A 12,784-nucleotide genomic window follows, 5' to 3' on the forward strand; every position below is an offset into this window, starting at 1 on the left:
AAAGCAAAAAAGCCGGCCTTGCCGGGCCGGCTTGATGCATCAACAACCAGTAAGGAGAAAGCCAACAGACCGTTGCCCTCTACCCCGTGACTGTGCCCTTTTACCAGAAGGGCAGCGTCTCTTTTCCTGCTGCATACACACGAGATTTTGGCATCGTTTCTGCCGAAGTCAAGGGGCGTTTACGCCTTTTTTTCTGTGCGGCGGGGTAACCATTTTCAATGGAACCCGCATGATTAAAGCGTTCACGGCCCGGACCCCCGCGGCCAACTTCAATACTGGCTGTGGCATTGCCGCCGGCCGCGTAACAGACGGCAAAGGCCTTCGCCAGAGCCTGCAAGCTCCATCTGCCTTGCGTTACGTCGAGCGAGAGACCTCGGCAAACTCTGATTCGAAATACCTCACGCGAAACAATCTTCGTGCTGACATCGCCTCGGGAGCGAAAGCATGACCCGAGGGCGACCGCAAACACTCATCCCCTCTCAGTTCGCGCTGATCGAGTGGCCACTCCCTAGTCAGGCTACCCTCCTGGCACTCAGTGAATCGAAGCGACAGTTGTATATCTGGCGCAAGCAGGTAGTCGACATGGCTCGCGACTGCCAGCCTTTTGCGACCATTGAGCGGCAAAAAGACTTGAGCCGGGCCGGAGTGAGATGGCTCGTCACGCTATGTCTTGAGACGGCCCCGGACGGACAAATCAAAGGCTATAGGGCTTTGGTGCCTGGTGCCTTTCGCAAGGAGTACGAGCGCGTGGCGACCGTGACCTCGCGAGAAGGTGCTGCAGGTGCGTGGCGCCAGTTGCTCAAAGACATCCCGGGATTGGACGTCGCTATCAAACGGCTGGTGTTCTTTCCAGAAGGATGCGAGCCGGATCAGTTGCAAACAGTGACTTTGGGCAATGTTTGGAGCCGGTTCCTGCAATTGCTGCGTGAGGCAGGACGCACCGACGCGGACTATCCCTTGTTTTGTTTGGCGCAGGGTCAAGGCGCTTTGTACAGACACATCTTGAAGCTCAAGAAAGAGCATCCTGGCCGGATAGTGCGACTGCGTCGTGCGAAGGTAAGAAGTCACCAAGGAGAGATGTCCGAAATGAGCGGATCTGATAGGCCAAACGTGCTTCTCTGCACGATCGGACACATACGCGACTGAGTCAATGTGACGGTTTGATGCGCTCCGCAGTGCGCTCTTTTACCTGCGGAGCGCATCAGCCAACCTCCGCTCGTCCTGACTTTGGCGCAACTGCCGTCAACGGCAGCGGGCCATGCTGGACGTCCACTTGATGCTCCCACACGAATCGCCATTCCACTGCACACGCGCACTGTGTGCGCCGGGCTTTAGGGGCAGGCGAGCGTTGGGTAGTTCGCAAACCAATGAGGAGACCGGACAGCTATGTCCAATCTCGAATACATAGAGTTCCACCTCGCGCGCGAGGTAGTGGAGGCCGGGACGGCTCGCTGGGAACTGGATGCGCTTGCGCGCTCCATCTCTCGACTACCGCAAATCTTCTGGTCAACAGGCGAGGGATGGGCGGAAGCCAATGACTGGGCAATCGAGCGAGCCCGTGGCATTCACGGCGCTCATATCAAGACCGTCACCGCTCTGATGAAGCACTTGTACGCCTACTCTTGTTGGCTTGAGGAGGAGGGGTGCGACTGGCGTCATTTCCCTGCAAATCGTTCTGGCAGTGTGCTAGCGAGATATCGGAAAGACCTCATCGACCTACGTGATAGCGGACATTTGAAACCGAGTACCACGTCCGCGCGCATGGGCGCCGTAATTCAGTTCTATCGCTACGCGCAGATTCGCGGCTTCGTCAGTCACGAGTCTCCTATGTGGGTTGATCGGATGGCGGCCATCCGCTACTTCGACTCCATGGGATTCGAGCGCACATTGAAGCGCCTTGTCTCGGATCTCTCTATCCCGAACCGAGCTCGCCCGGGTCTCGTCCTCGAGGATGGGCTTACCCCTTTGCGGGGCGAGCACATGAAAGAACTGCTGCAATTCACCGCCAGCGAACGACTCGAGGAGATGCATCTGATGCTCTCCATGGGCTTCTTTACAGGTGCTCGAATTGGAACAATCACCACGTTGAACGTCAGAAATATCGAGGGCGCGATGCCTGATCTGACGATGCCCAACTTCTATCGAATTGCCGTTGGTCCCGGTACCGGAGTGAGCACCAAATTTAACGTCACTGGAGACCTACTCGTTCCTCATTTCCTCATCAAAACACTTAGAGGGTATGCGTACTCCATGGAAAGGTTGGGTCGGCAGGCAAAGGCATCGACAGAGTTCTGCGACGTTCTTTTCCTGACTTCACGAGGTAACCCATACCGTGAGAGATCTTTCAATCGATTAATGACCGAAATTCGGCGTCGAGCTGTTCGATGTGGTCATCACTTTATGCGGAACTTCAAGTTTCATCAAACACGTTCAACGTACGGAACATGGTTGATGGAGCTTGCGCTTCGAGTGGCCAATGAGGCGGCTGCGATAGCGTTCGTTCGCGATGCCATGCTTCATAAGAAGGAGGCTACCACTCTGCGTTATGTTCGATTTATTCGAGAAACTCGCGTGAAGGCGGCGGTATCGAACGAATTCAGTGAAGTCTTCTCCGGGATCAAGGATCGTGATTGGAGAAGATTCCGTGCATGAAAAAAATAATATTCCAAATCTGGAAATCAGCGGTATGCCGTTGGGGAAGCACGAGACGCAGTGGGACCTTGTCAAATGGTTATACGTTGGAGGCGCGGGGACACGCCTTAACAGAGTTTATGAATCAATTAAGAGCGGAATGCTGGGGGAGGTGATTTCAGAGCGAATAATTTTGATAACTTCAATTAGAGACTGCATCAACTTGAAGATTGAGAGCGGGAGCGCCTTCGCGAGTGTAAGAAGTTATTTGCAAAGAATGAACATATTTATAAAGTGGGTCGATGACTGCGGTCACCTGCTTTCCATGGATACTGCAATCGATCTGTATACGCGATGGACGGATGCGTTGCTTCATCGCTTGCGTGTCGAGAGGAGCATTATGGGTTCCACTGCAAAGAGTTTGGGGAGTGGTGTCGGGCAGATACTAGACTCGATATTTGAGGAATCATTCAGGCTATTTGACCAAACAAGGCTAGTAAGTGCGGTCGATACTCGGAAGAAGGGGTGCGGCCTCAAGACCGACAAGCAGAACCTCGAAATTACGTTTCACTTCGGACATCTATTGCAGGATATCTGCGACGGTCTGACCATCGACGTTTTATGGGGTCAGCTACCTGCTCGTATTTCATTGAGAGATGGCCGCGAACTGCACCGCTACAGCGGTTTGATGCCCCTCGAGGACTGGCGGGACAAGCAACACTCCAAACGCGCCGTATTTGAGGAGGAAGGGACACTGCGTACGCGGTCCTCGCTCGCGAACCTACGCACATCTGCGGAACTGCTTATGTTTATAGGCCAGACAGGGATGAATCTTGCACAGGCGCACCGACTTGAGTTGCGGCATTTCTGCTATGCAAGCGATGTAGATGGCTACAAAGTAAAAGACTACAAGAAGCGCCGAGGTGGCGAAGTTTTGTTCGAGATCTATCGAGAGTATCGCGGGCATTTTGAGCGCTACCTGGAATGGCGTAGGTCCGTTTTCCCGGATGAAGTGAGGTTGTTCCCTCTGGCACGCAGGAAAGCGCACGAAGATAGGGTGCCATCATTTTGGTCTATAAAAAAAGCGTGTGCCGAAGTGGGTATAAAGTGGGTATCTCCAAGAACGCTACGCAATACACGGGTCAACTGGCTGCTGCGTCGCAGCGGGGATGCAGATCTAACTGCAGAGATGGCGCAGCATAGTAAGCAGACGCTATTCCGCAACTATGAAGATCCCTCCCAGCAGGTGGCGATTGCGGAGATTACGCGGTTCTGGAGCAAAGCCGATCCGCATCTAACTACGAATACACCGCACGCTTCGATAGTGGCAGGTGCTTGCAATGGCAAGCCAGAAGTCGTTTCCTTTAAGCCGCAGTCCGCCCCGAGTCCTGACTGCCTCCATCCTTCGGGATGCCTATGGTGTGCACATCATCGAGATATTGATTCTTTCGACTACATATGGGCCTTGACCTCCTTTAGACACCTCAAGACTGTCGAGGTGGCCAGGTACTGTCCTCCGACAGGAGAAAAAAGTGAGCACCCGGCGGATCATGCGATAAAGCGTATCAGCAAAAAATTAGCGTGGTTCCGTGATTCCAATGCCGTCCGTAATGACTGGGTCGCGGAGTCGATGGCGAGGTTAGACGAGGGAAGCTACCACCCCGACTGGGCACTATTGATCAACGAAGTTGAGGGTGAGGGCTATGAAAGCGCGGATCATTGACCTTGGTCTGGCCCTCAAACCGAATTGGATCACTGAATCCTCGCCTTGTTTTCGACCGCCAAGTTGGCCGCCTCCGCGAGATTGGCCTGTGAGCATCGATGTCGACGGAACCGTGCTGTCTCGGTGGGGCGACGCAATTTGGAATTTGGCCCCACTGGCGGGTAGAGCATTCACCCTGAATTTTGGTGATGGTGAGGACCCTCGACGAAGCTATCTCGATTCTCGCAACGCTGATTTGCTTCGAGTTCTTGTTACGTGGCGCATGTGGGGACCTCGCGCCGTTCGCTCGATTGCCGCATTGCTAGCCTTCCATAATATGGCTCGGGCGGTCGTCTCCTTGTGCAACCGCAACAGCATCTTGGCGAGTGATCTCGCGCGCTTTCCGAAGGTGGTGGAGCAACTTCCTAGCGTTATGACACCGAGTAGAAGACTAAGCGACATTAAGGAATTTCACCGGCTATACACAGCGCGCGCCGCCGTCGGATTCGTTGTCCTTGACCCGCCAGCATTGAAGCGATGGGCAACTGCGCCGCTCGACCAAGAGAGAGTGCAGACAGCATACATTCCCCCACGCATCTGGTCGTATCAGGTTGGTCGCCTACGTGAGTGCCTCGATCAGTTTCTCGCGCATCGTGACCAAGTTGTGGCCTGTTTCAATTTTTGCATTGATGCTTATGAGGCAAGCCTTGGTTCGCTGCAAGCTGCTGTGGCCGGCAGAGATAACTGGAAGACACCTTTTGGCTCGGGCAGAAGCCTAGGGCCGTTTTCCGATACGGCCAGACGTTTTGGTATTGAAGAGCTGCTTAGGACCTGGGTGCCAAGCCCATCGAACAGGTTGACGCCGCGAGCGATGTCCACCTACATGAACATGGTTGTGCTCGCGGGTCTTGCCTACATCGCCAACTTCACCCTCCAAAGAAAGGAGGAAGTAGCAGCTCTACGAGCCTCCTGTCTCCTATGGGAGACAGACGAGAAGCTGGGGCGCGTGCCGGTCATCTGTGGAGAAACTACCAAAACTATTCAAGATTCCGACGCCAGATGGGTTGCGAGTCCGAGTGTTTCTGTGGCGGTCGAGGCAATGACGGTGATTGCGCGCCTGAGAGTTCGATGTGACGAAGCGAACCCGAAGTTGATGCTAACACCGTTAGATCGGGTAGACCCATATCTTCGAAGTTTCGCAACGGAGCCGTGGGGAACGAAAAAACTAAGACGCTATGACCTTCGGCCGCCCGTACCACCTGTATCAGAAATCATAGAAACTTATCCGCGGCTATTCGATGTGGAGAAAATGCGAATTTCCGAGAAGGATCTCAGAATCGCAAGAAAGCTAACGCCAAACTTGCCAGAGAATGAATACGCCGTCGGTAAGGTGTGGCCGCTGGCCTGGCACCAGTATCGTCGCACGGGTGCAGTGAATATGTTCTCGTCGGGAATTATCTCCGACAGCTCGATGCAGCTGCAGATGAAGCATAGTTCTAGGCTAATGCCACTCTACTATGCCCGCGGCTACACCCGGTTGCACCTCAATGAAAGTGTAGAGGCTACGATTGTAACCGCTATGTATGAAGCACTGGCGTTGAGAATTAAGGGTGCCATGAGTGAGCGATTTGTCCCACCGCATCCTGTCGATCGGAATCAGCACTCCGTTGTTACTTTGCTGAGTAGCAAGGACGAAACGAAACTGGTCAATTGGGCGAAGAATGGAAAGATCTCATATCGCCAAACAAGGTTGGGTGGGTGTCTTAAGTCGGGGCCGTGTGAGTATGGCGGAGTGGAGTCCATCACGCACTGCGCTGGCGGGGGTGGAACTAAACCGTGCGTGGACGCGATTTTTGATCGGACTAAGGCGCCTCAAGTTAAAAGAAACCTCGAATGGTTGCTCGCGGAAATGGCGCGATTGTCAGAGGATAGTCCGCGTTATAAAGCACTGGAAAAAGAACGGATCGGAATGGAGAGTTTTTTGAATGTCGTTGAGCGGAAGTGAATTGACGAGTGCTGAGGATCGATTTAGGCAGGCATTCGAGCGCCTCAAGAATGGCAACCCGGAGATACTTAATTCGGATGCTACAGTTTCGCAGAATAACGTCGCTAGAGAGGCAGGGTGCGATCCTTCGGCATTAAAGAAATCAAGATTCCCATCTCTAGTTCGAGAGATCCAGGCATATGTTGAGATTCGAGGAAATGACGGTGCGTCTCAACATCGGTCGAAAATCGCGCGTCGCTGCGCAACGCGATTTGATCGAGAACTAAAGGCGGATCTTATAAAGCAACGCGACGCGGCACAATCGCTAATGGCTAGCGCAAACCGGAGGATCCTGGAACTCACCGAAGAGGTGCAGTCGCTTCAACGAAGACTCGATGAAGTGCTGCCGCCGCCAACGCCAATCAGAAGGCGGTGAGGTATGGACATCCGCAGCACGACAGCCCGGATCTGTCGGCTTTTGCTGTGGACATCGGCCCCTGGCGCGGAAGCGCCTAGTTATAAGGGTTTCCGCCGTGTCCATACATCTGCTATTCGCGGGTGGACGCTATCAGCGTGTACGGCACCACGTTCAAAGCGCTGATCCACGAAGAGTTTGGCGACGGCATCATGAGCGCGATCGACTTCAACATGGACGTCCAGCGCGAGCCCGACCCCAAGGGCGATCGGGTACGCATCGTCATGAGCGGCAAGTTCCTGCCGTACAAGACCTACTGAACCGTTACGCGCCATCGCCGCCGCTGCTGTCGTGCTCGTCGGTCAGCGGCCGGTGTTTCCGTTGGATGCGGCGACTGCTTCGTAGAGATACCCGACCGGCTTGCCCTCGGTCCGCTGCGGGCGCGTCTCGGTCTTGGTAATGATGCGGCCCGCCAAACCGTCGATCTCTTCGCATTGCGCGGGCGTCCAACTGCGCAGATTCTCGATGTTCTGCAGCAGGCCAAGCCGGAGAATCTGCGTGTCTTCGTCCATGCCGACGAGCGCGACCGAATGCTGGCCCGCCGTCACCACGTCGCCGGCGGTCAGTTCAAACAGCTTGCCCGCGCCGTCCTTGAATGTGGCCGTGCCGCGAATGACGCGGTAGATGACCACCTCGCCCTTCGAAAAGGAAGCCGCGTCGACCGTGCCCGCCTGGCTCTTGGGCAGGCTTGACTCGCCGTGAGGGTCGGTGGCGATGAGGTGTCCCGTCACAAGCTGGCCGCTTGGCGCTTCGATGCCAGTGTCGCGCACGTACACCGGTTCGGGCGATCGGATGGAATCGCCGGCCAACGGCCTGTAGAGCGCATTCAACTCCAGCGGGTCTTGCACCCAGAAGCCTGCGCCTGCCGGCCGATCATGCACCGGATGGCTCCAGGCGATGCGCGGCGTTTCGGCTTCGTTGATCAGTGCTGGCGGCACGATCGTGGGGTTGGGAAACGTGGTCGGATCGGTGATGAACGCTTCGAGAAACTTGCCCGAGCAACCCATGGAAAGCGCATCGGGCACCACGGTTTGCGGCGTGCTCAAGTTGTCTTCCGTAGACAGGCCAGACCACGTGTAGAAAAGCTGCCGATGCACGATCGCGCTTTGCAGGATCACCGAGCCGGGGCCGACGTAATGCAGCCGGCCATCGTAGTCGAACGTAAACACGCCCGATGTGACCAGCACGAACTGGAAGGCGCCCGGCGGCAGATGCGTGTGGAAATCGGTCGGGCCCGTGTCTTCCAGGTAGATCGGCCGGTTGGTGGCGACCTCATGCAGCAGAAAGGCTTCGTTGTTGGCGGCAAAGCCTTCGTCGGCGCGGCTGTAGAGTGCCTGCGGGCGATAGGTCGCCTCGTACTTGGCATCCTGGCGGCGATCGATGGCAACGAAGTCCCCCGTATTGAGGCGGATGGGCTGGCCGGCCGGATGCAACAGGCTCGAAGCGCGTGGGGACTCCGTGGTGTGAGTGTTCATCGCAACCCTCCGTGAATCGATCAACGTCGATGGAGAATGACCCGCTCGTGGCTCGATCCTCGTCCGTCCAAATTACGCCTCGCTGACACCGACCTTGGGGGTCAGTTTGTGACCGCCACCTTGCGCGAGCGCCCGCGCGTGACGGTCTGGCTCGACGCTTGTGCATTGAGCAGCGCCCATAGCGTGACGCGGTGGGCGTTGTCTGCGTCGCCGGCGGTGGTGCTGGCATCGAAGGGCTCGTTGTCGTGGATGGTGGCGCGCACAATCGGGTAGATCTGCTTTTCCCATTTGCTGCCGTTGAACACGCCGTAGTGCCCCACACCGGCTTGCACATGGTGGGTCTTCAGATACGGCGGCAGCCCCGAGCAGAGGTCTTGCGCGGCCACGGTTTGCCCGACTGCACAGATGTCGTCCTTCTCGCCCTCGACCGTCAGCAGCGCGGTGCGATGGATTGCTGCCGGTTCAACCAGTCTGCCGCCGACTATCAGCTGGCCGAGCGGCAGTGCGTATTGCTGAAACACCTTTTCGACCGTTTCCAGATAGAACTCGGCGGTGAGGTCGCACGTGGCGAGATATTCGTCGTAGAAGGCGCGGATCGTGTTTGCCTTGGCAGGGTCCCCCTTCGCGCGCTGGTAGTACAGCTCTTCAAACGATTGCACGTGACGATCCGAATTCATCGACATGAACGCGCTCAACTGCACGAAGCCCGGATACACGCGGCGCTGCTCGCCCACAAAGCCGGGCGGCACGACGCCGATCAGGTTCTTCTCGAACCATTCGATCGGCTTGCTGTTTGCCAATGCATTGACTGCGGTTGGCTCCACGCGGCAATCGATGGGGCCGGCCATGAGTGTGAGGCTGGCCGGCTGCGCGGGGTCGTTGTCGGCGGCCATGAGCGAGACCGCCGACAGCGCGGCTACGGTCGGCTGGCAGATGGCCAGCACGTGTGCATCCGGGCCGATGTGGCGGATGAAGTCGATCAGGTGGCCGACGTATTCATCAAAGCCGAAGCGCCCGGCTGAAACGGGAATGTCGCGTGCGTTATGCCAGTCCGTCACATACACGTCGTGGTCGGCCAGCATCGTGCGCAGCGTGCCGCGCAGCAGCGTGGCGAAGTGGCCGGACAAGGGCGCGGCAACCAGCACACGCGGTTGCCGCGTGGGTGTGGCCTTGCGGAAATGCACGAGGGTGCCGAACGGCGTTTGCATCGCGGTGTCTTCCACCACCGGCACCGCCTGGCCGTTGACCTCAACGCTGTCGATGCCGAACGACGGGCGGCGGTGCGTGATCGCGCTGCATTCCAGCAGTTCGAGCCAAGCATCGATGGCGCGGCCAGTCGGGTGCTCGGTCGAGGGTGGCCACTGCGCCATCGCCAGCCGCGAGAACGAGGCCCATGCCCGCGCGGGCCGCAGGCATTCGGAGAGCCACTGGTAGAGGGGATACGCGAGCAGGTTCATGGCGATTGCGCCGCAGGACACGTGAATGCACGCGAACGGACGTGAAAGCAGGTCGAGCGAAGCAGGCAATACGTGTGCCAACTCAGGCGCCGGTGGGCGGGAAACCGCATGCGTGCTGGTGATGACTGGCACAGGCTTTGCGCGGCATTCACGCCGGGCGCGGCGCGGCCTGCGCCCTTGCAGCGCAGGAGTGCAGACAGCGCACCGGCAAGGTGCCTGGCGCCGACCATGCACCGGATTGGAAACGCGACAACCGGGGACCGAGATGAAATCCGCCGACCTGACCACGCTCACCATCAGCAGCCGCAATTATTCGTCGTGGTCGATGCGTGGGTGGTTGCTCGCCAAATTGAGCGGCCTGCCGTTCGAGACGGTGAGCGTGCCGATCGATGCCTCATCGCGCGCGGAATTGCTGCTGCTGTCGCCGTCGATCCTGGTGCCGTGCCTCACGCACGAGGGCCGCAAGGTGTGGGACGTGCTGGCGATTGCCGAATACCTCAACGAACTCTCACCCGAGGCCAAGCTGTTGCCCGCCGACCGGCATGCTCGCGCACATTGCCGCGCAATCTGCGGCGAGATGCATTCGGGTTTCAGCGCGCTGCGCTCCGCTCTGCCGATGAACTTGCGCGCACATTTTCCGAACTTCCGCATCTGGTCGCGCGCGCAGCACGACATCGAGCGGATCACGCTCATCTGGCGCGAATGCCTAGCCCAGTACGGCGGCCCCTGGCTGTTTGGTGAGATCAGCATGGCCGACGCCATGTATGCGCCCGTCGTCATGCGATTCCTGACCTACGACGTCAAGCTCGATCCGGAGATCGCCGAGTACTGCATGCGCGTGCTCGCGCACCCGCACGTTGCCGAATGGATTGCCGAGGCAAAGGCCGAGAAGGAAGATATTGACGAGCTGGATATGGAGTTTTAGGGCGGGGTTCTGACGCGCTTCCCGCCGGACTCCGAAGCGCGATGGCGGCGTGCCCGCCATCGGCGCAAACACCGATCGGTCTCGCTGCGCTTATTGCTGCTTTTCCGCCGACGCGGTTTGCGCAGCCGGGGCCGATGCGGCTTCGGCAGGCGGGTCCTCGTTCTTGATCGTGTAGGACGGATCGCGTGCCCAGCGGCCCAGGTCCTTGCCGATGGCGGTGGCGCTACGCTCCAGAATCGAACACGTGCCCTTGAAGCCGCCCCACATGCCGCCGATTGTCCAGCGGTTGATCTTGGTCTGACGCACCACCTTGCCGTCCTGAAGCAGCGAGGCCACGACCGTGATGGCCTTGGGGCCTGTCCAGGCGCCGCCACCGACGCCCAGCACGTGCGAGATCTGCAAACGCAACACAGATGCATCGCCCGCATCGCTGCCGGCGGCGATGGTGACGTTGTCGGCCTTGTCGATCTTGCGCAGCACGCCGCCCATGTGCTTGGCTAGCATGTCTTCGATCTTGCATTCATCCTTGATCGACTGCACCACGCCTGCGTCAGGCAGATAGGTGATCGGGGTTTCCAGTAAAACCGGACCCTTGGCGAAGGCTGCGGTGCTCGACAGGCACAGCGCGGTCAGTAGCAGGCGTTTCATGGCGAATCGAATATCGGAGAGTGTTGAGGCGGTGCAGCGTAAAGCAAAGTGCGGCACATGTGGCGGACATGAAGTGGGGTATGGACGTGGCGCTACCGTGCGGATGATTTCGCTGGAGCAGGGCAAGCCGTTCGCCGAGCGGGTTTCTGCGCTGAAAGTTGTAGCGGCGCGGGTCGGATGATGACTTGTCGATCAAGGACCTGCGCCACGGCGGGCGTGACCTGACCTGAGCTAGCGAGCCGAATCCCAGAAGCGTTGCGCACGGAACGGGTGAGCATCCACAGCCGGTGTTTCGCCCGCCATCATTTCTGCAATTAAGCGTCCGGTGATGGGGCCCAACGTCAGGCCGTGGTGTGCGTGGCCAAACGCGAACCACATGTTCGCGTGGTGCGGCGCCGGCCCGATGATCGGCAGCATGTCGGGCGTGCAGGGGCGGGCGCCCATCCACGGTTCCGCATCGATACGTTCGGCCAGCGGGAAGAGCGTGCGTGCGACAGGTTCGACAGCGTTCAACTGCACGGGCGTTTTCGGCGCGTCGCGGTGGGCGAGCTCGGCGCCGGTGGTCAGGCGGATGCCACGTGCCATCGGGGCCAGCACGTAGCCGCCGTCGGCATCCAGCACCGGGTGGTTCAACTGCGCACCGTCCGCCGGTGCGTAATGCATGTGATAACCGCGCTTGACGGCCAGCGGCAGGCTGTAGCCCAGGCGCGATGTCAGCACGTCCGACCATGGGCCCATGGCGACGACGACGTTGTCTGCGCGCAGCTCGCCGGCCTTCGTCTGCAAGAGCCACGGCGCGTTAGGCGTCAGCGTGTTGGCATCGGCTTCAACCAGACGGCCGCCAAGTTGCTCGAAGTACTTCGCATACGCCGTCACCAGCGCGTTCGGGTCGCTCACGGAATCGGCTTCCGTGTAGCGCAGGCCGCCCAGCAGCGATGTGTCCAGATGGGGCTCCCCCTCGCGCAGGCGCGCGGGGTCCAGCGCTTCAAAGGCGACGCCGTATTCGCGTTGCCAGCGCTCGACGTTGCGCGTTTCCTTGTCTTGCGTGGCGGCATTGCGGAAGACCTTGATCCAGCCGCTCGGGCGGATCAAGTGCATGGCGCCGGCTGCTTCCGCCAGCGCGCGATGCTCGCTCACGCTGTGCGCGATGAGCGGCGCATACGCCCGCGCAATGGCGGCGTGCCGCGTCGGATGCGAATTGCGCCAGTACTGCCACAGAAACGGCAGCAACCGGGGTAAATCGCCGGGGTGGTAGTGCACGTCCGCCGACGTGTTGCCCGCGTAGCGCAGCAGCGTCGCCAGATCGCGCGGAAACGCATACGGATACACACCCTCGCGCTGGATCAGCCCCGCATTGCCGAACGACGTTTCAAAGCCCGGCGCCCGGCGATCCACGAGGGCGACGGCGCGCCCGCGTTTCTGCAAGTGCACCGCCACCGATACGCCGACAATGCCGGCGCCCAGCACAAGGGTGTCAAAGCGCATGG

At 58.8% G+C, this 12,784-nt stretch carries 10 protein-coding genes and 1 pseudogene; 6 read left to right on the forward strand and 5 right to left on the reverse strand.

Features of this window, described 5'->3' with window-relative positions:
• Window positions 1-100: 100 nt before the first annotated feature.
• The gene (locus ACS7SF_RS23215) at window positions 101-337 is read right to left on the reverse strand and encodes a hypothetical protein (RefSeq protein ID WP_439892841.1); all 237 of its coding nucleotides are present in this window, start codon (window positions 335-337) and stop codon (window positions 101-103) included.
• 107 nt (window positions 338-444) lie between these two features.
• Between ACS7SF_RS23215 and ACS7SF_RS23220 the strand changes: the two genes are divergently transcribed.
• From ACS7SF_RS23220 to ACS7SF_RS23240, 5 genes and pseudogenes are all read left to right on the forward strand, one after another.
• The gene (locus tag ACS7SF_RS23220) at window positions 445-1,146 is read left to right on the forward strand and encodes a hypothetical protein (RefSeq protein WP_439892842.1); all 702 of its coding nucleotides are present in this window, start codon (window positions 445-447) and stop codon (window positions 1,144-1,146) included.
• A 240-nt stretch (window positions 1,147-1,386) separates the two neighbouring features.
• Entirely contained in the window at window positions 1,387-2,652 is a 1,266-nt protein-coding gene (locus ACS7SF_RS23225; protein WP_439892843.1) for a tyrosine-type recombinase/integrase, read from the forward strand.
• Window positions 2,645-4,354 (forward strand): site-specific integrase, encoded by a 1,710-nt coding sequence (locus ACS7SF_RS23230; protein WP_439892844.1) that lies wholly within the window; start codon window positions 2,645-2,647, stop codon window positions 4,352-4,354. The genes ACS7SF_RS23225 and ACS7SF_RS23230 overlap by 8 nt, the downstream gene beginning before the upstream one ends.
• 88 nt (window positions 4,355-4,442) lie before the next feature.
• Entirely contained in the window at window positions 4,443-6,338 is a 1,896-nt protein-coding gene (locus tag ACS7SF_RS23235; protein WP_439892845.1) for a hypothetical protein, read from the forward strand.
• 537 nt (window positions 6,339-6,875) lie between these two features.
• A pseudogene (locus ACS7SF_RS23240) lies at window positions 6,876-7,052 on the forward strand (cyanase); the annotation flags it as partial.
• 42 nt (window positions 7,053-7,094) lie between these two features.
• Here the strand turns inward: ACS7SF_RS23240 and ACS7SF_RS23245 are convergent.
• Window positions 7,095-8,267 carry a hypothetical protein gene (locus ACS7SF_RS23245; protein ID WP_439892846.1) on the reverse strand — a complete coding sequence of 391 codons (1,173 nt, stop codon included), beginning with the start codon at window positions 8,265-8,267 and terminating at the stop codon, window positions 7,095-7,097.
• A 101-nt stretch (window positions 8,268-8,368) separates the two neighbouring features.
• A complete protein-coding gene (locus ACS7SF_RS23250; RefSeq protein WP_439892847.1) occupies window positions 8,369-9,724 on the reverse strand; it encodes a polyhydroxyalkanoate depolymerase in 1,356 nt (451 codons plus the stop codon).
• A 265-nt stretch (window positions 9,725-9,989) separates the two neighbouring features.
• Here ACS7SF_RS23250 and ACS7SF_RS23255 point away from each other — a divergent pair, with 265 nt between their 5' ends.
• Window positions 9,990-10,649 carry a glutathione S-transferase family protein gene (locus ACS7SF_RS23255; protein WP_439892848.1) on the forward strand — a complete coding sequence of 220 codons (660 nt, stop codon included), beginning with the start codon at window positions 9,990-9,992 and terminating at the stop codon, window positions 10,647-10,649.
• A gap of 90 nt (window positions 10,650-10,739) precedes the next feature.
• Here ACS7SF_RS23255 and ACS7SF_RS23260 read toward each other — a convergent pair whose 3' ends face one another.
• Window positions 10,740-11,297 (reverse strand): hypothetical protein, encoded by a 558-nt coding sequence (locus ACS7SF_RS23260; RefSeq protein ID WP_439892849.1) that lies wholly within the window; start codon window positions 11,295-11,297, stop codon window positions 10,740-10,742.
• 231 nt (window positions 11,298-11,528) lie between these two features.
• Window positions 11,529-12,782 carry an NAD(P)/FAD-dependent oxidoreductase gene (locus ACS7SF_RS23265; RefSeq protein WP_439892850.1) on the reverse strand — a complete coding sequence of 418 codons (1,254 nt, stop codon included), beginning with the start codon at window positions 12,780-12,782 and terminating at the stop codon, window positions 11,529-11,531.
• Window positions 12,783-12,784: the final 2 nt, after the last annotated feature.

This window comes from Ralstonia sp. 25C (genome assembly GCF_051904805.1).
GTDB lineage: Bacteria > Pseudomonadota > Gammaproteobacteria > Burkholderiales > Burkholderiaceae > Ralstonia.

Bases quoted from the DNA above. Each gene is read 5' to 3' on its own strand.
- ACS7SF_RS23220 (WP_439892842.1), top strand. From the start codon at position 445: ATGACCCGAGGGCGACCGCAAACACTCATCCCCTCTCAGTTCGCGCTG.
- ACS7SF_RS23225 (WP_439892843.1), top strand. From the start codon at position 1,387: ATGTCCAATCTCGAATACATAGAGTTCCACCTCGCGCGCGAGGTAGTG.
- ACS7SF_RS23245 (WP_439892846.1), bottom strand. From the start codon at position 8,267: ATGAACACTCACACCACGGAGTCCCCACGCGCTTCGAGCCTGTTGCAT.
- ACS7SF_RS23250 (WP_439892847.1), bottom strand. From the start codon at position 9,724: ATGAACCTGCTCGCGTATCCCCTCTACCAGTGGCTCTCCGAATGCCTG.
- ACS7SF_RS23255 (WP_439892848.1), top strand. From the start codon at position 9,990: ATGAAATCCGCCGACCTGACCACGCTCACCATCAGCAGCCGCAATTAT.
- ACS7SF_RS23260 (WP_439892849.1), bottom strand. From the start codon at position 11,297: ATGAAACGCCTGCTACTGACCGCGCTGTGCCTGTCGAGCACCGCAGCC.
- ACS7SF_RS23265 (WP_439892850.1), bottom strand. From the start codon at position 12,782: ATGCGCTTTGACACCCTTGTGCTGGGCGCCGGCATTGTCGGCGTATCG.